The sequence below is a fragment of the Mesorhizobium sp. P2_E9 genome, from assembly GCF_056403815.1.
Map to the genome: position 1 here is coordinate 86,318 of NZ_JBFUET010000011.1, position 23,936 is coordinate 110,253.

The 23,936-nt window shown below is 63.7% G+C and carries 24 protein-coding genes; 13 read left to right on the forward strand and 11 right to left on the reverse strand.

What is annotated here, in order from left to right:
* Window positions 1-292 precede the first annotated feature (292 nt).
* The gene (locus AC1D05_RS20830; RefSeq protein ID WP_477443539.1) at window positions 293-1,042 is read left to right on the forward strand and encodes an outer membrane protein; all 750 of its coding nucleotides are present in this window, start codon (window positions 293-295) and stop codon (window positions 1,040-1,042) included.
* A 565-nt stretch (window positions 1,043-1,607) separates the two neighbouring features.
* Here the strand turns inward: AC1D05_RS20830 and AC1D05_RS20835 are convergent.
* Window positions 1,608-2,504, reverse strand: a complete 897-nt coding sequence (locus AC1D05_RS20835) for a LysR family transcriptional regulator (RefSeq protein ID WP_477443790.1) — start codon at window positions 2,502-2,504, stop codon at window positions 1,608-1,610.
* A 110-nt stretch (window positions 2,505-2,614) separates the two neighbouring features.
* On the opposite strand from AC1D05_RS20835, the gene AC1D05_RS20840 reads away from it, so the two are divergent.
* Genes AC1D05_RS20840 through AC1D05_RS20850 form a run of 3 tightly spaced genes read left to right on the forward strand, consistent with a single transcriptional unit; the run spans window position 2,615 to window position 5,110 of the window.
* Complete coding sequence (locus AC1D05_RS20840) at window positions 2,615-3,493, forward strand: NmrA/HSCARG family protein (RefSeq protein WP_477443541.1); 879 nt, start codon at window positions 2,615-2,617, stop codon at window positions 3,491-3,493.
* A 35-nt stretch (window positions 3,494-3,528) separates the two neighbouring features.
* Window positions 3,529-4,479, forward strand: a complete 951-nt coding sequence (locus tag AC1D05_RS20845) for an alpha/beta hydrolase (RefSeq protein WP_477443543.1) — start codon at window positions 3,529-3,531, stop codon at window positions 4,477-4,479.
* Between the two features lies 1 nt (window position 4,480).
* The gene (locus tag AC1D05_RS20850; RefSeq protein ID WP_477443545.1) at window positions 4,481-5,110 is read left to right on the forward strand and encodes an SDR family oxidoreductase; all 630 of its coding nucleotides are present in this window, start codon (window positions 4,481-4,483) and stop codon (window positions 5,108-5,110) included.
* 216 nt (window positions 5,111-5,326) lie between these two features.
* Here AC1D05_RS20850 and AC1D05_RS20855 read toward each other — a convergent pair whose 3' ends face one another.
* On the reverse strand, window positions 5,327-7,321 hold the full coding sequence (locus AC1D05_RS20855; protein WP_477443548.1) for an AI-2E family transporter: 1,995 nt from the start codon (window positions 7,319-7,321) through the stop codon (window positions 5,327-5,329).
* A 178-nt stretch (window positions 7,322-7,499) separates the two neighbouring features.
* Between AC1D05_RS20855 and AC1D05_RS20860 the strand changes: the two genes are divergently transcribed.
* Both AC1D05_RS20860 and AC1D05_RS20865 read left to right on the forward strand, forming a co-directional pair.
* The gene (locus AC1D05_RS20860) at window positions 7,500-8,069 is read left to right on the forward strand and encodes a TetR/AcrR family transcriptional regulator (protein ID WP_477443551.1); all 570 of its coding nucleotides are present in this window, start codon (window positions 7,500-7,502) and stop codon (window positions 8,067-8,069) included.
* A 228-nt stretch (window positions 8,070-8,297) separates the two neighbouring features.
* Window positions 8,298-9,248: an oxidoreductase gene (locus AC1D05_RS20865; protein ID WP_477443553.1), complete on the forward strand. Its 951-nt coding sequence runs from the start codon at window positions 8,298-8,300 to the stop codon at window positions 9,246-9,248.
* A gap of 13 nt (window positions 9,249-9,261) precedes the next feature.
* On the opposite strand, the gene AC1D05_RS20870 is transcribed toward AC1D05_RS20865, so the two are convergent.
* The 3 genes from AC1D05_RS20870 to AC1D05_RS20880 form a co-directional block, all read right to left on the reverse strand.
* Window positions 9,262-10,335, reverse strand: a complete 1,074-nt coding sequence (locus AC1D05_RS20870; protein ID WP_477443556.1) for a D-alanine--D-alanine ligase family protein — start codon at window positions 10,333-10,335, stop codon at window positions 9,262-9,264.
* Between the two features lie 16 nt (window positions 10,336-10,351).
* Window positions 10,352-10,969 carry a C39 family peptidase gene (locus tag AC1D05_RS20875; RefSeq protein ID WP_477443559.1) on the reverse strand — a complete coding sequence of 206 codons (618 nt, stop codon included), beginning with the start codon at window positions 10,967-10,969 and terminating at the stop codon, window positions 10,352-10,354.
* Window positions 10,970-11,376: 407 nt separating this feature from the next.
* Window positions 11,377-11,892, reverse strand: coding sequence for a hypothetical protein (locus AC1D05_RS20880; protein WP_477443561.1), 516 nt, complete (start codon window positions 11,890-11,892; stop codon window positions 11,377-11,379).
* 434 nt (window positions 11,893-12,326) lie between these two features.
* Between AC1D05_RS20880 and AC1D05_RS20885 the strand changes: the two genes are divergently transcribed.
* Both AC1D05_RS20885 and AC1D05_RS20890 read left to right on the forward strand, forming a co-directional pair.
* Window positions 12,327-12,581, forward strand: a complete 255-nt coding sequence (locus tag AC1D05_RS20885; protein ID WP_477443564.1) for a hypothetical protein — start codon at window positions 12,327-12,329, stop codon at window positions 12,579-12,581.
* A gap of 209 nt (window positions 12,582-12,790) precedes the next feature.
* Window positions 12,791-13,699, forward strand: coding sequence for a protein-L-isoaspartate O-methyltransferase family protein (locus tag AC1D05_RS20890; protein ID WP_477443566.1), 909 nt, complete (start codon window positions 12,791-12,793; stop codon window positions 13,697-13,699).
* Between the two features lie 16 nt (window positions 13,700-13,715).
* Here AC1D05_RS20890 and AC1D05_RS20895 read toward each other — a convergent pair whose 3' ends face one another.
* Window positions 13,716-14,915: an aminotransferase-like domain-containing protein gene (locus AC1D05_RS20895; RefSeq protein ID WP_477443791.1), complete on the reverse strand. Its 1,200-nt coding sequence runs from the start codon at window positions 14,913-14,915 to the stop codon at window positions 13,716-13,718.
* Between the two features lie 132 nt (window positions 14,916-15,047).
* Window positions 15,048-15,500, reverse strand: a complete 453-nt coding sequence (locus tag AC1D05_RS20900; protein ID WP_477443792.1) for an N-acetyltransferase family protein — start codon at window positions 15,498-15,500, stop codon at window positions 15,048-15,050.
* A gap of 103 nt (window positions 15,501-15,603) precedes the next feature.
* Between AC1D05_RS20900 and AC1D05_RS20905 the strand changes: the two genes are divergently transcribed.
* Complete coding sequence (locus AC1D05_RS20905; RefSeq protein ID WP_477443568.1) at window positions 15,604-16,083, forward strand: hypothetical protein; 480 nt, start codon at window positions 15,604-15,606, stop codon at window positions 16,081-16,083.
* 25 nt (window positions 16,084-16,108) lie between these two features.
* On the opposite strand, the gene AC1D05_RS20910 is transcribed toward AC1D05_RS20905, so the two are convergent.
* Entirely contained in the window at window positions 16,109-16,837 is a 729-nt protein-coding gene (locus AC1D05_RS20910; RefSeq protein WP_477443569.1) for a pyridoxamine 5'-phosphate oxidase family protein, read from the reverse strand.
* A gap of 59 nt (window positions 16,838-16,896) precedes the next feature.
* Here AC1D05_RS20910 and pdxR point away from each other — a divergent pair, with 59 nt between their 5' ends.
* Window positions 16,897-18,333, forward strand: coding sequence for a MocR-like pyridoxine biosynthesis transcription factor PdxR (gene pdxR / locus AC1D05_RS20915; RefSeq protein ID WP_477443571.1), 1,437 nt, complete (start codon window positions 16,897-16,899; stop codon window positions 18,331-18,333).
* Window positions 18,334-18,384: 51 nt separating this feature from the next.
* Here the strand turns inward: pdxR and AC1D05_RS20920 are convergent, their stop codons facing one another.
* Window positions 18,385-18,879 (reverse strand): hypothetical protein, encoded by a 495-nt coding sequence (locus tag AC1D05_RS20920; protein WP_477443573.1) that lies wholly within the window; start codon window positions 18,877-18,879, stop codon window positions 18,385-18,387.
* A 108-nt stretch (window positions 18,880-18,987) separates the two neighbouring features.
* Between AC1D05_RS20920 and AC1D05_RS20925 the strand changes: the two genes are divergently transcribed.
* Entirely contained in the window at window positions 18,988-19,581 is a 594-nt protein-coding gene (locus AC1D05_RS20925) for a DUF922 domain-containing Zn-dependent protease (RefSeq protein WP_477443575.1), read from the forward strand.
* 6 nt (window positions 19,582-19,587) lie between these two features.
* Here the strand turns inward: AC1D05_RS20925 and AC1D05_RS20930 are convergent, their stop codons facing one another.
* Window positions 19,588-20,121 (reverse strand): RBBP9/YdeN family alpha/beta hydrolase, encoded by a 534-nt coding sequence (locus AC1D05_RS20930; protein WP_477443576.1) that lies wholly within the window; start codon window positions 20,119-20,121, stop codon window positions 19,588-19,590.
* 108 nt (window positions 20,122-20,229) lie between these two features.
* On the opposite strand from AC1D05_RS20930, the gene AC1D05_RS20935 reads away from it, so the two are divergent.
* Window positions 20,230-20,709 carry an Lrp/AsnC family transcriptional regulator gene (locus tag AC1D05_RS20935; RefSeq protein WP_477443578.1) on the forward strand — a complete coding sequence of 160 codons (480 nt, stop codon included), beginning with the start codon at window positions 20,230-20,232 and terminating at the stop codon, window positions 20,707-20,709.
* A 112-nt stretch (window positions 20,710-20,821) separates the two neighbouring features.
* Here the strand turns inward: AC1D05_RS20935 and AC1D05_RS20940 are convergent, their stop codons facing one another.
* Window positions 20,822-22,354, reverse strand: a complete 1,533-nt coding sequence (locus AC1D05_RS20940; protein ID WP_477443793.1) for an acid phosphatase — start codon at window positions 22,352-22,354, stop codon at window positions 20,822-20,824.
* A 208-nt stretch (window positions 22,355-22,562) separates the two neighbouring features.
* On the opposite strand from AC1D05_RS20940, the gene AC1D05_RS20945 reads away from it, so the two are divergent.
* Window positions 22,563-23,831 (forward strand): cytochrome-c peroxidase, encoded by a 1,269-nt coding sequence (locus AC1D05_RS20945; protein WP_477443580.1) that lies wholly within the window; start codon window positions 22,563-22,565, stop codon window positions 23,829-23,831.
* Window positions 23,832-23,936 lie beyond the last annotated feature (105 nt).

Genomic DNA, 23,936 nt, shown 5'->3' on the forward strand with positions numbered 1-23,936 from the left:
GACAAGCCAGGCCAGATTGATCTGACCTGGTTGCTCGGCAAGAGCAGCAACTTTGACATCGTGCCGAACCTCGGCACCAAGCGGAGACATGCGAAGTCCGGTATTTCGCAAGTAAACTCGGTCTGTTCACGCGTCAAAGCCGAGAGCTGATTGCACAGCATTGCCATGAAACAAATTGTCATGAACAATTCGTCTGCCATCATTTTTGGCAACTGAGGCTAAAATAGCACAGCAAAGTATCGCGCTTTGACATACTGTTCCGATTGAGGGTTTTAGGGAACGGGAGAAGTCAGTGTACAAATTTCTTGCAATTCTTGCGGTTGCCGGGCTTGGCGCGAGCGGCGCCTCGGCAGCCGATATGGCGAGCCCCATCGTCGGCTCGGCTTACGACTGGAGCGGCTTCTATGCAGGCGGACATCTTGGCGTAGCAAACGGCGACATTACCGCAACCGACGAAACGCAACCTAACGGTGGCTTTTTCACAGATCTGGTTCCTGCCGGCACTGAGGGCTTCGACTTCAACAAAGCAGGCGTTGCTGGTGGTGCTCACATTGGCGCGCAGTATCAGTGGAACCAGTTCGTCCTGGGTGGCGAAGTGACCTGGACCGCCACCGGCATAAAGAAGACCATCGTCAGCCCCTACTTCCCGGACAGCGACACGGAAACCGGCAAGATCTCCAACTATGTCACCGCCGTGGGGCGCATCGGCTATGCTTTCGACCGGGTGCTGATCTATGCCAAGGCCGGCTATGCCGGCGGCAAGGTAAAATTCACAGCGCGCGACAACGATGCCTTGGTCACATACGAGAAGAACGATTGGCAAAGCGGCTACGCGCTCGGCGCCGGGCTCGATTATGCCGTTACCGACAACATATCACTGGGTGTGGATTACACCCATATCGATCTCGGCTCCAAGACCAGCACCGGCAACAACGTGTTTGATGATGGTACTCTTGGAGCAAATCAGGAGACCTATCGGACAGATGCCAAGATTGACGCGGTGATGGCGCGCGTCACATACAAATTCGGGATGGGGCAGTAGTCTTTCGAACTGACCTTAAGTGCGTGTCGGCCCGAGGCATGGATTCCTCTGCCTTGGGTCTGATGGACGAAGCGGGGTGCTCGCCGCCGCAATCATTGATTAAGCGGTGATGAAGCCCCCGCCGACGAGCTGCGATTTCGTTAGTCGCCGGCAATCTCGACGCAGCCGAGATGACAGCGCTGGATGAGGCGCTGGCGTCAGGGAAGATCGCCGGCCCACGCTATGGTGAGCGATGGCGATGGTGGATCGGTAAGGTTCACCGGCTCGTTACATTCATCACAAGGGGCAATGGGGCTGGAAGCGGGCGCTTTGCCGCAGAGTTCTCAACGTCTCGATCTGGGCAGGTAGCGGACGGGCGGAGCTCACATAGCAAGGAGCAGCCATCCCCGACGCCCTTGGTCATCGTATCGACCAGCGCCGACCACCAGCGGCAGCGCAGCCGCCCCTTGGTTCACCGTTATTGCAGGAAAGGCGCCATCCGCGCCGTTCCCGAGATACATGCAATACGTGCGTTGAAGGACAGTCCTCTTCCCCAACGCTGACGGCCGGCAGAACCGGTTCTTGTTCAGGGTGGAGGAACGAAAACTTTGCTAGGAAACGCCCGCTCCATCACCTCCAGGAAAGCGCGAACCTTCGCACCGACGAGACGTCGCGAGCTTTGGAGCGCCCAGATTTCCACAGGCGGACCGGCATGAGTTCCCCAGCAAACGAGCCGGCCCGCCTCGATATCGGCTGCGACAAGAAGCTTCGGAAGCAACGCCGCGCCCGCACCTGCCAGGACGGCATCGCGCACCATCAGCAGAGAAGAGAAGCGCAGGATCGGCTCGGGCTTGAAAAGGACTTCGTCCTCAAGATCGGATTTCATGCGCCAAACAACAGTCGGCGGAGTAGCACTCAGCAAGACTGCCTTTACGGTGCTCGCTCCACCGCCCGGCGCCGGCTGAGGGCGCGGCATGTCAGGTGAAGCTACGATCAAGCGCTCGTCATCGAGAAAACGGCGGCCGATGAGACGCTCATCCGGTGAAGGATCGATCCGGATAACAAGGTCATAGCCATCCTCGACCGGATCGACCTTGCGATCCTCGGCAACAATCTCAAGCTTGACCTCCGGATAGGCGAGAGCAAAACGGGTGGCGATCATGGGAAGCGCCACATGTGCGAAAACCATGGGAGCGCTCACCCGCAGCCTGCCTCTCGGGGTCGACGCACCCAAGACAATCGCCTCTCCCGCCTCCGCGATTTCCGACAGCAATCCATCGGTGCGCTCGTGAAGCGCTCGACCTTCGTCCGTCAGTCGCAGACTTTGGGGTCCACGCTCGATCAGCCTCACACCAAGGCTATGTTCGAGTTCGCTCACATGGCGAGACAATGTCGCCTTGGATCGCCCAGAAACGCGACCGGCACGGCCGAAACCGCCATGGGCGGCAACGAGGTTGAAGTCTGCCAGGGCCTCTAAATTCATCATGATGTTCCAATATTGAGACAACCTATCTCGATTATGCCATCTCCCACTCACAGTTGGAACGTCTATCTTCCTCAGGGACAGAACAGAAATCACAAGGAGTTTTCACAATGGCTATTTTGGTAACTGGCAGCACCGGGACGATCGGCTCCCAGGTCCTTTCCCACCTGCAGGGGCGGAATGTAGAGGTTCGCGCCCTGACGCGTTCCCCTGACACGGCGCAACTACCCTCAGGCGTGACGGCGGTCCGCGGTGACCTCGCTGATCCGGATTCGGTCCGCGCGGCACTGCAAGGCGTCAGCACATTGTTCCTGCTCGCGCCGAACGTCGCCGATGAATTGACCCAGGCCATGCAGACCCTGACAGTCGCCCGCGAGGCCGGCATCAAGGGCATCGTCTATCTCTCGGTATTCGGCGGCGATGCCTATGCCGACGTGCCGCATTTTGCGGGCAAGTACACGGTCGAGCGCATGATCGAGGCGCTCGACCTGCCTGCGACGATCCTGCGGCCCGCTTACTTTATCCAGAACGATCTTCGTCAAAAGGACGTGCTTCTGAACGTCGGCGTCTATGGCGCGCCGATCGGCTCGAAGGGTATTTCAATGGTCGATATCAGAGACATCGGCGAGGCCGCCGCGATCGAACTCGTTCGCCGTGAACAGGCAGCAACGCCACTCGGCCGCGAGACCTACGCCCTGGTTGGTCCAGACAGCCTGACCGGCGAAGGCATCGCCGCCATCTGGAGCGAGGCCCTCGGTCGCGTGATCCGCCATGGCGGCGACGATCTCGTCGCCATGGAGCAGCGCACGAAGACCATGCTGCCCGCCTGGCATGCGCTCGACCTGCGCCTGATGTTCAACCGGTATCAGACGGAAGGCGCGGTGGCGACCACTGACGACATCGAGCGCTTGACCAAATTGCTCGGCCACGCGCCCCGCTCCTATGCCGCTTTTGCCAGGGATGCCGCGATCCAGTGGGCGAATGGCTGAGCCCGCACCTTACCCCCCAACCAAGGAGACCTGCCATGATGACGATCCAATCCCTCTCGCCTGAAGACGCTCCAGCGGTGGCCGCGATGCGACAGGCCGCCTCGGCCCACAAGGGTGAAAAGCTCGGGCCCGAGGCACGGCCGATGTTCGACGCCATGTTTGCCGCCACGCCCGCCGCCGCGGATGTGCGGATTGAACCAGCGACGGTCGGCGGCATTGCCGGCTTCTGGCTTCGGCTGCCGAACGCACGACCGGGCGCACGCGTGCTCTATCTTCATGGTGGTGGCTATGTGCTGGGCTCAGCCAAGGCGCTCACCAGTTTCGCGGGTCAGATCGCCGCGCGTGTTGGCGCCGATACGTTTGTCCCGGAATACCGGCTTGCGCCCGAGCATCCGTTCCCCGCTGCGATCGACGATGCGGTCGCCGCCTATCGCGGTCTCGTCGCGGAGGGTGCCGAACGGATCGTGGTTGTCGGTGACTCTGCCGGCGGCGGTTTGACGCTGGCACTGCTGTCGATTCTCGCCGCTGACAAGACACAGAGAGCGGTACGACCGGCAGGGGCGGCGGTGATGTCGCCCTGGACCGACGTTGCACTCACCGGCGACAGCTTCGAGACCAGGGCAGAGGCGGACCCGATCTTCACACGCGGCGTACTCCAGGCCTTCGCGGATATGTATCTTCAAGGCCAGGATGCCACGAACCCCAAGGCCTCGCCGCTCTACGCGGAACTCAACAGCCTGCCACCGATCCGCATCGATGTCGGAGACGACGAATTGCTGCTGACGGACTCCATCCGCTACGCCGACCGGGCGCGAGCGGCAGGCGTGGAGGTCACGCTGTCGATCTGGGAAGGCATGCCACATGTCTTCCAGTCTTCCCTCGGCCACTTCCTCGCGGCCGAGCAGTCGGTGGACGCCATCGGTGCCTTCCTCCGGCAGCGGCTAACCGATGTTTCCCCGTCCAACAACACACCTTCGGAGGCTTGAAATGAAAATTCTGGTATTGGGCGCCACAGGCGCAACCGGCCGGCTGATTGTCAGCAAGGCCATCGCAGAGGGACACGACGTGGTAGCCCTCGTCCGCTCCAAGGCAAAGGCCGAGGACCTCACCGGCGCCGAGCTCGTCGAAGGCGACGCCCGCGATGCTGCCGCGCTAACCAGCGCCATCGCGGGTTGTGATGCCGTCGTCAGTTCATTGGGCACCGCCATGAGCCCGTTCCGGGAGGTGACCCTGCTCTCGACAGCGACGCGCGCGCTGGTCGATGTCATGGCGAAGCAGAATATTCACCGTTTGATCTGCATCACTGGCCTCGGTGCCGGCGACAGCCGCGGCCATGGCGGTTTTTTCTTTGACAGGCTCCTCCTGCCCCTCATGCTGCGGAAGGTTTACGAAGACAAGGATCGCCAGGAAGATGCCATCCGGGGCAGCACGCTCGACTGGACCATCGTTCGGCCGACGGTGCTCAACGACAAGCCGGGGCGTGGCGGCATCCAGGCGTTGACCGACCTGTCAGGCGTCCATGGCGGGACGATCGCCCGAGCCGATGTCGCGGATTTCGTCGTTCAGCAACTCACCGCGGATACGTGGCTGCGCAAATCGCCCCTGATCACTTGGTGAAACCATCAGGAGGTCGGGACACATTGATCCTGGCTCGGCCTCAACGCATGGATCTGGATTGCGGCCTTCAGATACCTGATTTTGGGGGCCGCAAATTGGTCACTACGCCCAAGTTGCGGCGCAAAGCGGTAGTGTCAGCTCCGCCCAGGCGTGACGGAGCCCAACCGAGGGGCTCAGGCTCTAACCAGGGTCGCTTGCGCTGATCGAGCTATGCCCCTAACCCGCCGCCGCGGCCGCCACCTTCCTCGGCGCTGCCCGCTGCCGTCTTGCGCGCCGTTTGGCGACCAGCTTCAACGCCACCGCCGGCTCGCTCGACAGCGCGCCTGTCACCGCGTCCACCATGCCATGCGCGACGAAATCCGCGTTGATGTCATGGGCGAGCTTGGCGGCCGCTTCCTTGTCGTCGTTGCCGGTTTCCGACCAGAACACGATGCCCACCCGCAGTGCGGCCTTCGCCCGCTTCAGCCGGCGCACCAGGAAGCGGGCGTGCTTGACGGAATCGCGGTTGAGGAAGCCGACCACCACGGTGTCGATGGTTTCGAGATCGAGGCCGCGGATGCTTGACGGCTCCATGTCGGCAAAGCCTGCCTTCGACGCGGTCGCGCCCTGGACTTCCAGCACCTGCGCCAGCATCGCGGCGGCGGCATCGTCGAGTTCGCCTCGCCCGCCGGCGCAAAGTACCGACAGGCCGGTGCCGTCGGGCAGCTCGGCCATGGCCTCGCCGGCGCCATCGCCGGCCTCGCCCGCCTCCCCGGCCTCTCCTGCGACGTGCGGGGCATCCTCCTCACTGGCTTCCTCTTTCGCATCGTCGTCGAGATTGGCCACCAGCGTCAGCGCGCTCGCCGCCACTTGCCGTCTTTGCAGGTCGCCCATGACGCCGCGCACGCGGTCGCGCTCGCCCAGCAGAAGCGCCGGAATGGCGACCTTGTCGTAGAAGTCGACCAGATATTTCTCCTCGAGCATCTCCTCGGCATGGTCGGTCGCTTCTTCCGGATCGCCAGCCAACAGCCGCTGGTAGAGCCGCGCATGCGGTTCCAGCACCGGCTCGTTGCCGAACAGCACGTCGAGGAACTCGAACTGCGGCACGTGCCTGCCCAGCACCACCAGGCAGACGGTGAGCGGCGTCGACAGCACCAGGCCGAGCGGCCCCCACAGCCACGTCCAGAAGATCGCGGCGACGATGATCGCCAGCGGCGACAGCCCGGTTCGCGATCCGTAGAGCCAGGGTTCGACGACATTGCCGGTGACCAGTTCCATCACCACGAACAAAGCGGCCGTCCACGCGACGAGCTCCCAGCCGGGGGCCACCGCCAGCGCCAGGAACAATGGCAGCAGCGCGCCGATGACCGGGCCGATATAGGGAACGAAACGCAGCGCCAGAGCCAGCAGCCCCCACAGCAGGGCATTGGGAATGCCGAGGATCCAAAGCCCGATCGCGATCGGTATGGCGTAGAGAATGTTGACGACCAACTGCATGAGCAGATAGCGGCCGACCCTTTTGCCCGCATCGCGAAGCGCCTCGGTGGTGCGGTGCAGGTCGCCATAGCCGACAAGCCGGATGAAGCGGTCGCGCAGATCCTCGCGCTCGAGCAGCATGAAGATGACGACGACGATGATCAGCCCCGCCGACCCGAGCGGGCTGAGCAGCGGGCCGACGATGTTCTGCAGGACTTCGAGCGGCCTTTCGCGCGCAACGATCTCGACCGGCACCGGCTCGCGCGGCGGCTTGTCCGGCGTGGCCGCCGGCAGCGTGGCGTCTTGCTTGTCGATCTCCTGGCCGACGCGCTCGACCACCTTGCTCAATCTGGCGATGATCCCGCCGCCGACGCCGGTTTCCTTGAGCGAGCGGATCTTGGCCAGGATGTTGGTCTGGTAGACCGGGATGTTCTGCGCCAGTTCGCTGACCTGCGTGGCGACGATGAAGCTGAACAGGGCAAGGGCCGCGAAGGCGCCGAGCACACTGGCGATGACGGCGGCGATCCGGGGAATGCCGACCCGTTTGAGCGCCGAAACGAGCGGCGCCAGCGCGAAGGTCAAAAGCAGCGCGATGGCGATCGGCAGGAACACCTCGCGCCCGAAATAGAGCGCCGCCACCGTCGTGACGGTGGTCGCCACATTGGGCAACACGGTTCGTGGGTGGGGTGCTGCCGCCGCAAGAATCGCATCCAGCCCATGCGCTGGAGACGCCGTCCCGTTTCTACGATTGGCCACTCTTTGATGTCTCCCCCTGCCGCCGGCCATGGTCTGATATATTGAGCCGGCGTGCAACCTTCGCCAAAAGCAAGGCGCCGATACCCCAACGTGCAACAATCCGAATGGCTCCTCCTGCCCTTGACAAAATCAAAGCGTCGCCATAAATGAGTGATCACTCACTCAAACCGGTTCCAACATGGCCCGTCCCCTCAGCGAAGAAAAGCGCGACGCAATCCTGGCATCGGCCACCGCTTTGGTGGCGACGCAAGGGACCGGCGCGGCCACGGCAAAGATCGCCAGGGATGCCGGCCTCTCCGAAGGCACGCTCTTCAATTATTTCACCAGCAAGGATGAGTTGCTCAACCAGCTCTATCTCGAGATCAAGGCCGATCTCGGCAGGGCCCTGCTGACGTCGTATCCGTCGCAAGCCAGCATTCGCGAGCGCAACCGTCACGTCTGGGACAATTTCATCGACTGGGGCGCGAAGTTTCCGATGAAGCGCAAGGCCATGCGCCAGCTCACCGTCTCCGAGCGGATCACCGAACAAAGCAAGCAGCAGGGCAACGCTGCGTTTGCCGACATCAGTGGGATGATCGAGGAAAGCCTCGCCGAAGGTGCGCTGAAAGGCTGTTCGATGACCTTTGCCGGCGGCATTTTCGAAGCGCTGGCGGAGACGACGCTTGAATTCATCGCCCGCGATCCGGGGCGACGCGAACATTACAAGCAGTCCGGCTTCGCCTTCTTCTGGAACGGCATCTCGAAGTAGCGATCCAAGGCAGAAACGGCACCGAAGCAGACCAGCGAAAGACAGCATCAATTCAACCGAAAAAATGAGTGCCTACTCACTCTTTTATATGACAACTCCCTGAAAGGATAAGACAATGTCGAAAGTCTGGCTGATTACCGGCAGCGCCCGCGGACTCGGGCGCGATATTACCGAGGCGGCGGTTCACCTGATCCTCGGCAGCGACGCCTTGCATGTGGGGGCGCAATCATGAGCACGTGGACGACGCAGGACATCCCGCCCCAGCAGGGACGCAAGGTGGTCATCACTGGCGCCACGGGCGGTCTCGGCTACGAGACCGCGCTGGCGCTGGCAAAGGCCGGCGCGGACGTGCTGATGACTGGACGCAACCAAGCTAAGGGCAAGGATGCGCTGGCCCGCGTCAAGGCCACTGTCCCGGGTGCCAAAGTGCGCTACGCCCATCTCGACCTCGCCGACCTTGCCTCGGTCGAAGCCTTCGCCGGCCAGCTCGCCGGCGAATGGGAGGCGATCGACCTGCTGGTCAACAATGCCGGCGTGATGACCCCGCCGACCCGCCACGAAACCGCCGACGGCTTCGAATTGCAGTTCGGCACCAACTATCTCGGCCATTTCGCCCTGACCGGACGCCTGTTGCCGCTGCTGCGCCAGGGGCAGAAGACGCGCGTCGTCAATCCCAGCAGCGGCGCCCATCGCATCCAGGCGGCGATCCATTTCGACGACCTGCAATGGCGCAAGCGCTACCGGCCCTGGGCCGCCTATGCGCAGTCCAAGCTGGCCATGATCCTGTTCGCTTTCGAACTGCAGCGCCGCAGCGATGCCAAGGACTGGGGCTTGCTTAGCAACGCCGCACATCCCGGCTACGCCCTCACCGATCTGCAGACCAGCGGCCCGCGCATGGGCCAGAACGGCCGGTCGTCACCGTTCGACTGGCTTGGCGTGCTGCTGGCGCCGGTTCTGTCCCAGTCGGCCGCCGAGGGCGCGCTGCCGACGCTGTTTGCGGCGACCGCGCCCGATGCGAAACCGGCCGGCTACTATGGCCCGCAAGGCCTGTTCGAAATGAAAGGCGCGGTCGGCGAGGCAAGGATCGGCAAGCACGCACGAGACAGAGCTGTCGCCGCAAGGCTGTGGGATGTGTCGCGGGAGTTGACGGGTGTGAGGTGGCCGGATGCGACGGCCTAATGCAGGCTTTGGCTCAGCGCGCCCCATATCTCGCCAGCGCGTGCTCGATCAGCACGTCGATGACCTCGCCATAACCAATGCCGATCGCCGCCAGCGCCTTGGCGTACATGGAAATGTCGGTGAAGCCGGGCAGCGTGTTGACCTCGTTGACCAGCAGCGAGCCGTCGGCGCGCAGGAAGAAGTCGACGCGCGCCATGGCTTCGCAGCCGAGCGCCCGGAAAGCCTGCGTGGCCATCTCGTTTGTCCTGGCTACGACTTCAGCCGGGACATCGGCGGGCACCTTGATCACCGCGCCGTCGGCGTCGAAATACTTCGCTTCGTAGGTGTAGAAGCCATGCTTGTCGGCCGGGATGATTTCGCCGGGCGGCGACACGGTGAGCGAGCCATCGGCCCGCTCCAGCACCGAGCACTCGATCTCGCGGCCGGCGACGAATTCCTCCACCAACAGCTTGCTGTCGTGCCGGAACGCCGCCGCGACCGCCGCGGTGAAGCCGGCACTGTCGGCCGCCTTGCTCACGCCGAAGGACGAGCCCTGGCGCGCCGGCTTGACGAAGACCGGCAGGCCTAGACGCGCCGCGATATCCTCGAAGGCCACGGGCTCGCCACGCCGCATGGTGACGGAGCGGGCAACGGCAAGCCCGGCCTCGCGCAGCAACCGCTTGGCGGCATCCTTGTCCATGGCGGCGGCGGAAGCCAGGATGCCGCAACCGACATAGGCGACGTCGGCAACCTCGGCATAACCCTGCACCGAACCATCCTCGCCGAACGGTCCATGCAGCACGGGAAAGACGACATCGACCGGGTCAAGCTGTTCGCCACTCTTGTTGACAGCCACCAGCCGGCCCTTGCCGCCGGGCAGCAGCGCAACCTCCACGCCATCCTCCGACACCGGTGCCCCTGCCCCGTCGCCGGCAGTCCCGGACGACGGTTGCAGCAGCCATCTGCCGTCCCTGGAAATGGCGATCGGCACCACCGCGTAGCGCGTCCGGTCGATCGCCTTCAGCACATTCGCCGCCGACAGCCGCGACACGTCATGCTCTGCCGAGCGCCCGCCATAGAGGATGGCAACCCTGATCTTGTCCTTCATCGAAAATCCCTCGAAATCAAATGCTGACGGCAATGCCGCGATTGGCAAAGAAGCGGTCGAAATCAGATGGCGCCAACACTGCGTTTTCTTGTGTGGCACTGGTATGGCCGGACGGGTTGTGAAAGCGAAACCCGTCATCCGACGCCGTCGTCACCAGCACCAGGTGGCCGCCCTTCGACGGCGGCTCGCGTTCGGGCCAGCGGATCGCGCTGCTGACCGAAGCGATGAAGAACCGCGATCGGCCGAGAATCGCCGGAATGTCCGCTGTCGCGACATTGGTCATCACCTGCGCCTGCAGGCCGAACTCCGCCTGCACGAAGGTGACGAAGGGCGCGTAGATCAGCCCCTTGATCGAGCCCTCACTGACGACATAGCCGCCATATCCAGTGCAGCGCCTTGCCAGCTCGATCGTCGGCACGATCTCGCCCCGCGTCGCCAGGATCATTTTCAGGCACGCCATGCCACAGATATTGGCGGCCCAGACCGCGTATTCGTCGAGCGTTTCTGCACCCGATCCCCGCCACAACGGATCGCGCCTGAGTGCTGCCTCGGCGCCATCGGCCAGCACGGCCAGCGTCATATCGGGCGTTTCCCACTGGCTGAAGAACGGCACGGTTTCAGGCAACGGGTTCATGAATTTCTCGGGCTGCTCGCATCAATCTCGTATACGAGAATACGAGATTGATGAAAAGCTGGTTAGGCCTGTTTTCAAAATTCGCGTCCAGCATACCTCCGCGATGAGCGGAGGCATCCACCATTTCGTCATCCACGGGCGGAGCAAGGAGCGCAGCGACGCAGCGCAGACCCGAGGATCCATGCCGGGACTCCGGAGCGTTGCCGCGGTCCAGAATTCTGCTCCGTTGCACCCGTCAGCAAGGTCGCGGCATGGATCCTCGGGTCTCCGCGACGCCGCTACGCGGCTGCTCCGCCCGTGGATGACGACCTTGGCAGGCTTCGGCCAAACCCGAACGATGCTCCACGAGGCGAGCCGCGAAACAGGCCGCCAACCAATCCAATCCCCAGTGCAACGCCAGGCCCCGCTTACTCAGCCTTCGTCCAGCCGAAAACCAGCCAGGCATATTTCGATTTTTCGTCGAGTTCGGCCGTGTAGGTCATCTGGATATCGCCGTCCTTGGCATAGATATCGAGCCTGGGCGCCGTATCCAGCTTGAGCCACAGCGAACTCTTGCTGAAGGACCAGGTCCCGCACCAGACGCAAGGCCCCGATGTCGGGTCGCCCGGCTGATGGAAATTGTAGCGGCCGTCCGCGGTGATCTCGAGATAGTCGAACGCACCGTAGAAGGCGGTCACCGTCTGCTGGAACTCGGCGGCCGCCGCCTCCTGTTCCGGCGTCGGCGCATCCGTCATGTCGCGCGGCGGCCGGATGGCTCCGCCGCTGAGTTTCCATTTGCCGACAAAGTCCTTCTCGGTCGGAAGATATTCCTCCTGAGCCCGCGCAGACGAAATATAAGCAATAGATGATGTGCTTGGCAGACCGGTGGCCCCAGCCGCAAGTAGAAGCGCGGCGGCACAGATCGCCCTGGTTGGGTTTTGCATAAAAAATAGTCCTCGACGGTAAGCTAATGGATGTCAGTTCAGGCGTTCTATTGAGCAATTTTTGGCGCGCGTTGCCTCGTTGCCGATTTCCGCCGCCATTTGCACGGTTAGCATCGGCGCCACCGATCTGGCAACGCAAAGCACCATCCACCGCAAGCCGCCGGGGTCTCACCTTGCAAACGAAAACCCGCCGGGAGGGGGGGTCCGGCGGGCTTTTGGAAAGCTGATATTCAGCTTTCAGTGTCTGACGGGGGATCAGACGTGGTGACAACTTTTATTGACCGCAGAGGTTCCACCCGAAACAAAAGAATGCCGGCGGCTCGTTCAAATCCACGGAATTCAAACGGCAACAGCGATTTCTTTTCGCGGGACCACGTTCCACTGGAACCTTCCACTCCCGGCCGAGTTTTCTGGCGCGGTTGGGAGGACTTGAATTGGACAGCTTTCAGAGGCTCGAAGCGCTGCTCGATAGCGCCGGCGGCGATGGCATCGACGAAGCGAACGCCTTGCTGCGCCGGTTCAAGGGCAGATCGCAGGAGGTTGCCGCAGCAATCGACGAGTTCATGCTCGACTTCAAGACTTTGGTCTTCGTTGTCGAGACCGGCGAGGAGGAGTTCGAGAAACCGGTCCGCCAGTTGGCGCGCACCAGGCTTTCCAGGCTCCGGCAGCTGGTGAACGTGCCAGCATAGGAAACCTTCAGCAGCGGCTCCATCACCCTGACCGATACGCCCAGCGTGAAGGACAGTCGCGGCGTGCTGAGCCCGGCACAGCAGGGGTTGACCCTGGCCATGAACTCCCCCTTTCGGTGATCTTACCGAATTGTATGGACCGCCCAATTGTCAAACCGTCGGATCGGGACGATGCTCGGCTGAGCCTGTCAGCAGCGCGGTACGCTGCCATGAAGGATCGACAGATGCGCATCGAGGTCAGGAGCAAGCGCTTGCGCATGGACCGCCGGCAAGTCCTGCTCGGCATCGCTGGCACCCTGCTGGCCAGACCCGCCATGGCCAATGTGCCGACCGCCTATGATCCCAACGCCATGCCGGTGATGGACAGCCGCGCCGGCTTCATCGACTGGATGAAGAAGAACCGGGGCGAGGATGTCGGCTTCCTCGGCCAGCGCTGGGATCGCTTCCAGGCCCTGCTCGCCCACAAGGATGTCTGGGACCAGCGCGACAAGCGCGCCTACCTGATGACGCCGCGCGAGGCGTTCGTCACCAAGGCCAATCTCGGCCGTGCCTATGAATGGCATTATCTCGATATCGGCTATGGCGTGACGATCACCGGTCCGCACAGCGTCGCGCGCATGACCAATTCGCTGGAGATAAAGCCCGGTGACAAGGTGCTCGAGATCGGCACAGGCTCGGGCTACCAGTCGGCCTATCTGTCGAACCTCACCGACAAGGTTTTCTCGATCGAGATCATCAAGCCGCTGGCGGCAAGGACACGCGCGCTCTACGACGCGCTGATCGCCGAGGGCTATTCCGAGTACAAGGCGATCACCACCCGCAACGCCGACGGCTACTATGGCTGGCAGGAAGAAGCGCCGTTCGACAAGATCATCGTCACCTGCGGCATCGACCACATCCCGCCGCCGCTGCTGCAGCAGCTGAAACCGAACGGCATGATGGTCATCCCGGTTGGCCCGCCTGGCGCCCAGCATGTGCTGAAAGTCACCAAGCATCAGGAAGCGGACGGGATGTTCCAGGTCACGCGCGCCGACATCTACAATGGCGGCACGCTGTCCTTCGTGCCCTTCACCAAGCTCGAAGGCGACGCCATCAAGGGCACGCATAGCGGCCCCTGACACGGCGGCGCGGAACTTATCCCTTCAACAGCGCGGCCAGCCGTGGAATGCCCTCGCTCACCGCGCGGCGGTCGGCCAGCGTGAAGGACAGCCGCAGCGTGTTGCGCCCGGTGCCGTCGGCGTAAAAAGCGTTGCCGGGCACGAAGGCAACGCGCGCCTCCTTCACCGAGCGTGCCAAAAGCGCGGTGGCATCAACCCCTTCCGGCAGCGTCGCCCAGACGAACATGCCGCCTTCCGGTCGGCTCCAGCTCACGCCTTCCGGCATGTTGGCTTCCAGCGCGCCAAGCAGGCCATCGCGGCGTTCGCGATAAGCCCCGATCAGCTTGTCGACCTGGCCGTCGAACACGGCTTCGGCGACGCGGTGCATGACCATCTGGTTGATCGACGGGCTGTGCAGGTCGGACGCCTGCTTCATCAGCACGAGTTTTTCCACCACATGGCGCGGTGCGCACACCCAGCCGACGCGCATGCCGGGCGACAGGATCTTCGAGAACGAGCCGCAATAGAGCGTGCGCGCCTTGTCGATGCCGCCGGAGCGCGCGCAGTCGAGCGCCAGGATCGGCGGCACGCCCTCGCCGTCATAGCGCAGCGCACGATAGGCGGCGTCCTCGATGACGGCGATGTCGAGCTCGCCGGCAAGGTCGAGCACCGCTTCGCGCTGTTTTTTGTCCAGCGTGTTGCCGGTCGGGTTGGCGAAGTCCGGCACCAGATAGGCGAATTTGACCTTGCCGCCATTTGCGGCTGCCGCCGCGCGATAGGCATCGGGCGTCATGTTGCCGCCTTCCGGCCGCAGCCGGTCATAGCGCGGCTCATAGGCGTTGAACGCCTGCAGCGCGCCGAGATAGGTCGGCCATGTCACCAGCGCGGTGTCGTTGGGCGACAGGAACAGTTTTCCCAGATAATCCAGCGCCTGCTGCGAGCCGGAGGTGATGAAGATGTTGGCCTCGTCGCAGGCAACGCCGAGCTTGCCCATCTGGCCGGCGATCCAGCGCCGCAGCGGCAGATAGCCTTCGGACACCTGGTATTGCAGCGCAGCCCCTGCCTCCGCGCCACCCAGCACCTCGGCATAGGCATCGCGGATCGCATCGGCCGGAAACAGCGCCGGATCGGGGATGCCGCCGGCAAACGAGATGATGTCCGGCTGGTCGAGCAGCTTCAAGAGCTCGCGGATTTCGGAGGCTTTCATGCGCGACGAGCGCGAAGCCAAGAGGTTCATAAGGGTCAAGTCACGCCTCCCCAGACGATTTTCATATAGGTCAACCTAGCTGACCTATATCCGCTTTGTCAGGCAATTTGAATAGTGCCTGAAAGCCTAGCGCTATACGCCAGTCGCTGCAGGGGCGGAACGCTACAGTGCTTTCTTGTAACCAATATGGCTGCCGGTGAAGCCGAGGCTGTCATAGAAGCGGTGCGCATCCGCCCGCCCCTTGTCGGTGGTGAGCTGGACAAGGCTGCAGCCCCGCGCCCGGCACTCTCCGATCGCCCATTCGAACATCCGCCGGCCGATGCCGCCCGAGCGCCGATGGCCGGCAATACGAACCGCCTCGATCTGCCCGCGCCAGGCGCCCTTGCGCGAAAGGCCAGCTAGGAAGGTGATCTGCAACGTGCCGATCACCTCGCCGCCATCCACGGCGACCGCCAGCAACTGGTTGGGATCGGCGTCGATGGCGTCGAAGGCATCGACATAGCCCTGCGCCAGCGGCAACGAGGCATCTTCACGGGCGGCACCGAGCGGATCGTCGGCCAGCATGGCGACGATGGCAGGAAGGTCGGCGGCTCGCGCCTTGCGGAAGGTGATCATGGTGCCGAGATAGCGCGAGGCGCCAGCCGGGGCAACGTGCCGCTTGAGCCGGACGCGATCGGCTGCGATCATGCCCGTCCCACCATCTCACAAGAGGGCCGCCATGCATGCCAAGGAACCGCTCTATCGCAAAGTGAACACCCGAACTCGCCTGGTTCTTCATGACCGTGGCGGCGAGTACAGATGGTCGCGAAACGCAGGCCGGGAAGACCGGACCAACCGGGGTTCGATGCATGGTGGACACCACCGTGGTCTGGATTACACGCCGTTGTTCAAATTCCTGCTGTCGCATCTCGGCGACGACTGGGCCGCGGTTCACAGCGAGGCGGTGGCACGCCTGGACCGCGCCGACCCGATCTTCTGGATGGTGGCGCGCAGCGAGGCTGAAAGGCAGCCATTCATCAGGGTCGGCGAAAGTTCCTACTATAGCGGCCTCTATGTCGACGGCGACAACCGCCTTGCGCGCGTCGATCCCGACTTGCGGGTCGAGGATATGGAACCATCCTGTTCCTGCTGTACCCACACATTCAACGGCTTGCCATTCACCAGAGCCTTCCGGCCCTTCGCTTCGCACGCGACATAGCGCGGTCAGGAGTACATGCAGCCAACTACCCCTCGCCCTCATACACCCTTTGCGCCTGCGTCAGCGCCCGGTCCAGCCTCTCGCCCTCGGCATATCCAGCTAGGTTCCCCGGCCGCTCGATACCAGGCAGCAGCCTCGGGCACGGTTCGGCCGCGCCGATCACCATGCGCACCGGGATGACGCCGGCCCAGACAGGGTGGCCGTAATCCTCCTCGTCGTCGGCGACACCCTTGGCGCGCACCTTGGCCGACGCCTCCTCGATGCGCATGCCGATCACCATCGTCGCCTTGGTCTCCTGCGCCGAGATCGGCCGCAAGGTCTCGCTGCGGCCGGGGTAGAAGCGGTCGACGACACCGGCCAGCGCCTTCATCTTCTCTTCCGGCTCGTCGACGATCCGCGCCGTGCCAAAGCACATTGCCGAGCGGTAATTGGCGGAATGGTTGAAGCCCGAGCGCGCCAGCACCAGCCCGTCGAGATGCGACACCGTCAGACAGGCCGGCGTGCCGCCGCGCAGCTGGCGCAGCATGCGGCTGGCGGAAGAGCCGTGCCAGTAGAGCATGTCGCCCTCGCGCCAATGGATGGTCGGCGTGCAATAGGGCTGGCCGTCGAACGTGTAGGCGACGTGGCACAGCAGCCCGGCATCGAGCACCGCGAAGACGGCCTCGTGGTCATAGCTGCCGCGCTCATGCAGGCGCTTGACCCGGTTGCGGCTGGTGGTCGGAAAGCTGGCGGCGACGTCGTTCACGGCTTGCATCCTTGTCTCTGGTCTGCAAACCATGCGCCGTGATATTGGTCGATAAAAGGACCAATGCAATGGATAAAAATCAGACCAATATGCCGGATTGGTCGGCGCTGATCCCGGTACTGCCGGGCGACGGCCCGCGCAGCCGCGAGCTTTATGCGGCGCTCCGCCGGCTGATCGAGACCGGCGTGCTGGCCGCCGGCGCCAAGCTGCCGACCACCCGCGATTTGGCCCGGCGTTTCGGCCTGTCGCGCTCGGCGGCGGTCGCCTGTTTCGAAATGCTGATCTCGGAAGGCTTTGCAACAGCCAAGGTCGGCGCCGGCACCTTCGTCGCCCCCGATGTGCCGCATTTGCCCGTGACGCTGATCAAGCCGCGTCCGCCGGAGATCGATGCCGCCACGTCGCTACCTTGGGGCCTTGGCGTGGCGGTGTCCGACCCGCGCACGCTTGATTTGTTCCGCATCCTTCTGTCGCGCCACCTCGCCCGCCCCGGGCCGGAGCATTTCCGCTATGGCGATCCGCGCGGCGGCCTGCCGCTGCGCACCGCGATTGCCACCTATTTGCGAACCGCGCGCGGCGTGCGCTGCGATGCCGGCCAGATCGTGCTGACCTCGGGGACACAGCAAGGGCTCGACCTCCTGGTGCGAACGGCTCTTCGCCCCGGTGATGCTGTCTGGATCGAAAACCCCTGCTATCCCATGGCGCATGCAGCGCTGGCCGGCAGTGGCGCCAAGGTGGTTGGCGTACCTGTCGACGCCGAAGGGCTCGATCCCGAGATCGGCGAAAGCCTTTGCCCGAACGCCCGCGCGGCTTACGTGACACCCTCGCATCAATATCCGCTCGGCGTGACGATGACGATGCGCCGCCGCCTGGCCCTGCTCGACTGGGCGCGGCGCAACGATGCCTGGATCATCGAGGACGATTACGACAGCGAGTTCCGCTATGCCGGTCCGCCGCTGACCTCGCTGCAAGGCATGGATGGCACGAACCGTGTCGCCTATCTCGGCACCTTCTCAAAGGTGCTCTTCCCCGGCCTGCGCATCGGCTATGTCGTGGTGCCGGAGCCGCTGCTCGATGCCGTCATGGCGGTCCGGGCGCGCTCCGACCGCTACCCCTCGACACTGGCCGAAGGCGCGCTGACCGACCTGCTCAACGAAGGCCATTTCGCCGCGCATCTGAGACGCGTCCGCCGCCGCGTGCAAGCCGCGCGCGACGTGCTGGTGGCGGGGCTCGAGGCGCATTGCGGCGACAGGCTCGACGTGGCGGTCCCCGAGCAGGGGTTGCATCTGATGGCGATGCTGAAAGGTGCGGGACCGGACACGGCAATCGTCGAGGCGGCAAAGGCTGTGGGCGTCGGCGCGCGCGCCCTGTCCGCGATGTTCGTCGATGGGATGCCGAAGCACGGGCTGGTGCTGGGTTTTTCGGGGTTTTCGGATGAGGAGTTGAGGGCGGCTACGGTGCGGTTGGGTGGGGTGATGGAGCGGCATCCCCTCCCTTCGTCAGCCTAGGGCGAAGCAGGAGCGCAGCTCCGTCGCGGAGACCCTAGGATGACGAAGCACTCAATCCGCATCCCCCGCCGGCTTCGCCTTGCCGCACTGCGCCAGCACCTTGCCGATGGCCCCGCTCGAGCCCTTCAGCGGAAAACTGATCGCGCCAAATTTGGCAGCGCTGACCGTCACATCGCCCTTCGAGCGCAACAGGTCCAAAAGCGGATCAGCCTTGGCCAGATTGACCACGAAATAATTGTACATTTCCTCGAGCTGCAGCGTCTTGGTCACCGTCTTGCCGTCGGCCTTGAAGTCGAACGCGCCGCTGATTCCGGGCTCCGTCTGCTGGCCGCTGGCGCCCAGATCGTAGCTCAGCACCGGCGTGTCGAAACAGGTCAGCATCAGTTGCGCATCGCCCTTCGGCCCGCCGCAGACCGAGGCGGTCAGCACCTTGCCGCCTTCGTCTTCCTCCATCTTCGCGCTCCAGCCGCTGCACGACGCGGCAAAAGCCGGTTGCACCGCCTGCAATGCGGCCAAGGCACCGAGAACGACGAAATATCTCCTCATGACTTCCCCCCAATTGACTGCCTGCAAGACATTTGCAGCACCGGCCGGCAGCATATAGGAAAAGCCTTCCGCTGGCATTGCCTGTTCGGTCCCGGTCTGGAGAGAGTGGTGTTGAGAGTTCGTCTGTGTCTTCTGCTGGCCTCCCTGATAGCCTTGCCGCTCACCGCCCATGCGCAGTGGAAGCCGGTGGAGAAAGTCGAGACCTACGCCATTTCAGGTCAGTCCGGACCGGAGCTCTATCGCTCGATCGGCGAAAACGGGCCGAATGTCGGCGTTGGCCGCGCCATCGCCCACACCAATTTCAAGCTGACCTGGACCAGGGACTATCAGGCTCGCGCCGGGGCCTGCGTGCTGGTTTCGGCCAGGCCCAAGCTGATCATCACCTACACCTTGCCCAGCCCCTCCTCGCCTTTGCCGACCGCGGTCGAGAAGAACTGGGAGGTTTTCCTCGCCGGCGTCAGCGCCCACGAAAGGGTGCATGGCGCCACCATCGTCGACATGGTGCGCAAGATCGAAGCGGCGACCGTCGGCCTGATGGTTGCCGACGACCCGAAATGCAGCAAGATCCGGACCGAGATGACCAAACGCCTGTCCGCGCTCTCGCAGGCGCAGCGCCAGGCAAGCCGCGATTTCGACCGCGTCGAACTCGGCCAGGGCGGCAATCTGCAAAAACTCATCCTTGCCCTGGTCAATGGCGGCTGAGCGCCATCACGCCTCGGACACCAGCCCCGCGAGCAGCGCAAAACCTTCCGGCCAATCGCCAAGGCCGCTGTCGGCATTGATATGGCCGAACGGGCCGATCACGACCAAACGGCTGCCCCATTGCCTCGCCCGCGCCCGCGCATAGTCCTGCGAGCCATAGGGGTCGTCGGTGCTGGTCACCACCAGCGAGGGGAAGCGCAACTTGCCCTGCGGAATTCTGGCGAAAGCCATGCCATATCCAGGAAAGACCGTTGACGCCGGATCGGGCACGCCGACCAGCAAGGCCGCCTTTACAGGCCTCTGCGAAATCTTCTGCCAGTGCGCGATCAGCAAACAGGACAGGCTGTGCGCGATCAGCACCGGCGGCGCCGGCGCCGCGATCACCGCGCCCTCCAGCGCCGCCAGCCAGTCGGTGAAATCGGGCAGGTCCCAGCTTGACGGCTGGAAGCGCCGCATCGCCGGATGGGCGCGTTCCCAGCGCGATTGCCAATGGCCCGGACCCGAACCGCCGCTTCCCGGCAGGATGATGAAATGCGTCATGTCGCCTTGCTCCTATCGATTGAGGGCGCATGGTGACGTCTTGCGCTGGCATCGAGAATGGGAAACCATCGGAAAAATCACTTCGTTGCCGATGGATTCAAGGTGCCCATGAAGACCAGCGATGAGCGTGCGCCACCCGACCCGACTGACATCGCCATTGTCGAGGCCATGCAGGAGAACGGCCGCATCGGCATGTCGGAGCTTGGCCGGCGGGTCGGCCTGTCGCAGCCGGCAACCTCTGAGCGGGTCAAGCGGCTGGAGGAGCGCGGCGTGATCGCCGGCTACGCCGCGGTGATCGATCCGGCCGCTCTCGGCCTCGGCATGATGGCCATCATCCGCGTGCGAACCACGCATGAGCACATCCGCCCCTGCCTGAAGCAGTTCGCCGAAATGCCTGAGATCACCGAGGTGCACCGGCTGACCGGCGAGGACTGCTTCATCCTGAAGGTTGTTGTGCCCTCGCCCGCCCACCTTGAAACCATCGTCGACGCCGTGGCGCGCCATGGTGCCGTCACCACGGCGCTGGTGCTGCGCAGCGAGACGCCAAAGCCGATCGGCCGCGCGCTGATCCGGCGATCAGGCGGTTAACCGCCCAAGCCTAGAGCAGTTCACCGTTTCACGGAAACGGCAAACCGCTCTAACTCTTTGTTTCAACGCAATTCCGGACGGAAAACCGTTTCACACTTTTCCTGGAATTGCTCTACCGGCTGAGATCAAGCGCGGCACTCAGGTCGCCCATCGGCGGCTGGTCGTTGTTGCGCAGCGCCTTGTCGCGGGCGACGATGCCGGTCAGCACCGGCAAATCGTAGCGCGCGGTGATGAAGCGCAGGATCGACGTCGTGTCGTATTGCGTGTGGTCGACCGTGCCCATTTTCGCATAGGGCGAGATGATGAAGGCCGGGATGCGGTTGCCCGGTCCCCAGCGGTCGGCCTTGGGCGGCGCGACATGGTCCCAGAAGCCGCCATTCTCGTCATAGGTGACGACGACCAGCATGTGGCTCCATTGCGGGCTCTTCTCCAGATGCGAAACGAGGTCGGCGAGATGCTGGTCGCCGCTCGCCACATCGGTGTAGCCGCCATGCTCGTTGAGATTGCCCTGCGGCTTGTAGAAGGTGACCGCCGGCAGCTTGCCGTCGTCCATGTCCTTGATGAAGGCAACGCCATCCATGCCGCCATCCTTGAGATGCTCGGCCCGCGCGGCTGTGCCGGGCGCGTAGGCGGCGAAGTAATTGTAGGGCTGATGGTGGAACTGGAAGTTCGGCACAGGCGTCGCGTTCTTGCCGTCGAGCGTTGCCTGCCAGGCGCCGGAGTACCAGGCCCAGTCTATGCCTTTGAGCGACAGCAGGTCGCCGATGGTGATGTCGTGCTGCGGCGGCAGCGTCGTCGGCTGTGCTGGATCGGCCAAGGCCTTGTCGCCGCCTTCGATCGGCTTGTTGGCGCTCGGCTGATAGGGCGGCTGCATGGTGTTGACGGCGTAGAAGTCGGGCGTGATGGCACCGTCATTGACGAATTTCGGCGCGCCGCCGAGGGCCGAGGCCGGCGAGTTGTCGGCCACCTTCAGCGTCTTGCCATCAGCCTCGACGACGGCGATCTGCCCCTTCACCGGGCTGGTGTCGGCATGTGGATAGACCGGCGCGCAGGCGCAGGCGATCTGGAAATGGTTGAGGAAGGAGCCGCCAAAGGCGCCCTGGAAGAAATTGTCGGCCAGCACATATTTCTTCGCCACGGCCCACATCGGCAGGACGGAGCCGTCATAATGGCCCATGACAAGACCGCCGGAATCAGCCCAGGCGACGAACTTGTCGTTCTTCCCGCCGTCGATCTGCATCTGCTCCTGGTAGAAGCGGTGCCAGAGATCACGGGTGATGACGGAGGTCTTCTCGTTGAATCCGGCAGCATCGTCGATGGCGAAGCTGGCATTGGCGAGATGCGCCGACTGCGCCTCGGTCACAACAGGCGTCACCCCCTTGCCGGTCAGCCCGCCCCAGGCCGGCGGCAGTTCGGCAAGCGGCTTGCCGTCACGGTCCAGCTGGCGCGCCTGGTCGGCTGTAATATTGGCCAGCCCATTGGCGCCGGGGAAGCCGCCATAGAGATTATCGAAGCTGCGGTTCTCGGCGTAGATGACGACGACGGTGTCGATCTTGTCGTAGCCGGGAGGGGCTGCGTTGGCGGTGGGGGTGAGCGATGCCAGGGCCGTGGTGGCGAGGCAGAGCGAGAGAAAGGACCTGGTCATGGTCGATTGGGTCATGGGGAAGATGCCTCGTGGCTGGCTGAAGGACGGCACGCATGGGCAACGAAAATACAGGAATTGAGCTACTTCCATGCCTTGTCACCTTTGTGACATTTGCCGACCCCTCGAACACGGTTTCGTGAACGTCAGGCCGGGTCATGAATCCGTTGCACAGGATACTTAGTTGCGGGATCGAAAACGGACTGCAGCTATGGCAATGGGACGATGGAAAAGCCGGGCGGCAGTAATCGCCGCGGCATCGGTGGTAAGCTTCGCCGCGCCCGCAAACACGGCAGCACCGGATGGCGTCCACCCCGGCCCGATGTCGCGCGTGCAGGCCTATGCGCGCGCCGAGGCACTGACCGCGCTTGGCAAAAAAATGTTCTTCGACCCCGCGCTGTCGGCATCCGGCAAGCAGGCCTGCTCGTCCTGCCATGACCCGCGCCACGCCTTCGGCCCGGCCTCGGCCGCGCCGGTCGAAATGGGTGGGCCAAACCTCGACCAGCCGGGCGTGCGCGCCGTCCCCTCTTTGCGCTATCTCCAGGCGGCGCCCGCCTTCACCGAACATTTCTACGATTCCGAAGACGAAGGCGACGAGAGCGTCGACAATGGTCCGACCGGCGGCCTGACCTGGGACGGCCGCGCCGACCATGGCAAGGACCAGGCGAAGATCCCCCTGCTCTCGCCCTTCGAGATGTCCAACAAGGACGAAGCCGCCGTCGCCGCCGCCTTGCGCAAATCGGCCTATGCCGACGCGTTCAAAGCAACCTTCGGCGCCGACGTGTTCGACCGCCCGCGTGATGCCTTCGACGCCGCTGCCGAGGCGCTTGGCACCTTCGAGCAGAGTGCCGCCGATTTCTACCCCTATTCCAGCCGCTACGATGCTTTCCTCGCCGGCAAGGCTGAGCTCACGGCGCAGGAGATGCGCGGCCGTGCGCTGTTCGAGGACGAGACCAAAGGCAATTGCGCCAGCTGTCACCTCAGCGAACCCGCCAATGACGGCGAGCCGCCGCAATTCACCGATTTCGGCCTGATCGCCATCGCCGTACCGCGCAACGCGGCGATACCCGCCAACGCCGATCCGGCCTATGTCGATCTCGGCCTGTGCGGCCCGCTGCGCACCGACTTCCACGGCCGCAGCGAATATTGCGGGCTGTTCAAGACGCCGACGCTGCGCAACGTCGCGCTGCGCAAGAGCTTCTTCCACAACGGCACCTTCCACACGCTGCGCGACGCCGTCGCCTTCTACGCCAGCCGCGATACCGATCCCGGCCATTGGTACCCCAAAAACGCCGACGGTACGGTCAGGCAATATGACGATCTGCCAAAGGCTTACTGGCCGAACTTGAATCAGGATCCGCCGTTCAACGGCAAGAAGCCCGGCGACAAACCGGCGCTGACCGACGCCGAGATCGACGACATCGTCGCCTTTCTCGGCACGCTCACCGACGCCGACCAACAGGCAGCGCCAGCGAACTGAACCGCCTTGCCAGGTTTGGCCTGCCCGCCCCGGCGATGCGCCGCAACGCTCGGACCGGTAAAGAAAGACATATACCATTAGCGCTTCCTAAACCGCTCTGCGGTA

Excerpts from the sequence above, each read along its gene's own strand:
- AC1D05_RS20835 (WP_477443790.1), bottom strand. The coding sequence starts at position 2,504 with ATGAATTTAGAGGCCCTGGCAGACTTCAACCTCGTTGCCGCCCATGGC.
- AC1D05_RS20840 (WP_477443541.1), top strand. The coding sequence starts at position 2,615 with ATGGCTATTTTGGTAACTGGCAGCACCGGGACGATCGGCTCCCAGGTC.
- AC1D05_RS20845 (WP_477443543.1), top strand. The coding sequence starts at position 3,529 with ATGATGACGATCCAATCCCTCTCGCCTGAAGACGCTCCAGCGGTGGCC.
- AC1D05_RS20850 (WP_477443545.1), top strand. The coding sequence starts at position 4,481 with ATGAAAATTCTGGTATTGGGCGCCACAGGCGCAACCGGCCGGCTGATT.
- AC1D05_RS20860 (WP_477443551.1), top strand. The coding sequence starts at position 7,500 with ATGGCCCGTCCCCTCAGCGAAGAAAAGCGCGACGCAATCCTGGCATCG.
- AC1D05_RS20865 (WP_477443553.1), top strand. The coding sequence starts at position 8,298 with ATGAGCACGTGGACGACGCAGGACATCCCGCCCCAGCAGGGACGCAAG.
- AC1D05_RS20870 (WP_477443556.1), bottom strand. The coding sequence starts at position 10,335 with ATGAAGGACAAGATCAGGGTTGCCATCCTCTATGGCGGGCGCTCGGCA.
- AC1D05_RS20875 (WP_477443559.1), bottom strand. The coding sequence starts at position 10,969 with ATGAACCCGTTGCCTGAAACCGTGCCGTTCTTCAGCCAGTGGGAAACG.
- AC1D05_RS20880 (WP_477443561.1), bottom strand. The coding sequence starts at position 11,892 with ATGCAAAACCCAACCAGGGCGATCTGTGCCGCCGCGCTTCTACTTGCG.
- AC1D05_RS20890 (WP_477443566.1), top strand. The coding sequence starts at position 12,791 with ATGAAGGATCGACAGATGCGCATCGAGGTCAGGAGCAAGCGCTTGCGC.
- AC1D05_RS20895 (WP_477443791.1), bottom strand. The coding sequence starts at position 14,915 with ATGAACCTCTTGGCTTCGCGCTCGTCGCGCATGAAAGCCTCCGAAATC.
- AC1D05_RS20900 (WP_477443792.1), bottom strand. The coding sequence starts at position 15,500 with ATGATCACCTTCCGCAAGGCGCGAGCCGCCGACCTTCCTGCCATCGTC.
- AC1D05_RS20905 (WP_477443568.1), top strand. The coding sequence starts at position 15,604 with ATGCATGCCAAGGAACCGCTCTATCGCAAAGTGAACACCCGAACTCGC.
- AC1D05_RS20910 (WP_477443569.1), bottom strand. The coding sequence starts at position 16,837 with ATGCAAGCCGTGAACGACGTCGCCGCCAGCTTTCCGACCACCAGCCGC.
- pdxR (WP_477443571.1), top strand. The coding sequence starts at position 16,897 with ATGGATAAAAATCAGACCAATATGCCGGATTGGTCGGCGCTGATCCCG.
- AC1D05_RS20920 (WP_477443573.1), bottom strand. The coding sequence starts at position 18,879 with ATGAGGAGATATTTCGTCGTTCTCGGTGCCTTGGCCGCATTGCAGGCG.
- AC1D05_RS20930 (WP_477443576.1), bottom strand. The coding sequence starts at position 20,121 with ATGACGCATTTCATCATCCTGCCGGGAAGCGGCGGTTCGGGTCCGGGC.
- AC1D05_RS20935 (WP_477443578.1), top strand. The coding sequence starts at position 20,230 with ATGAAGACCAGCGATGAGCGTGCGCCACCCGACCCGACTGACATCGCC.
- AC1D05_RS20940 (WP_477443793.1), bottom strand. The coding sequence starts at position 22,354 with ATGACCAGGTCCTTTCTCTCGCTCTGCCTCGCCACCACGGCCCTGGCA.
- AC1D05_RS20945 (WP_477443580.1), top strand. The coding sequence starts at position 22,563 with ATGGCAATGGGACGATGGAAAAGCCGGGCGGCAGTAATCGCCGCGGCA.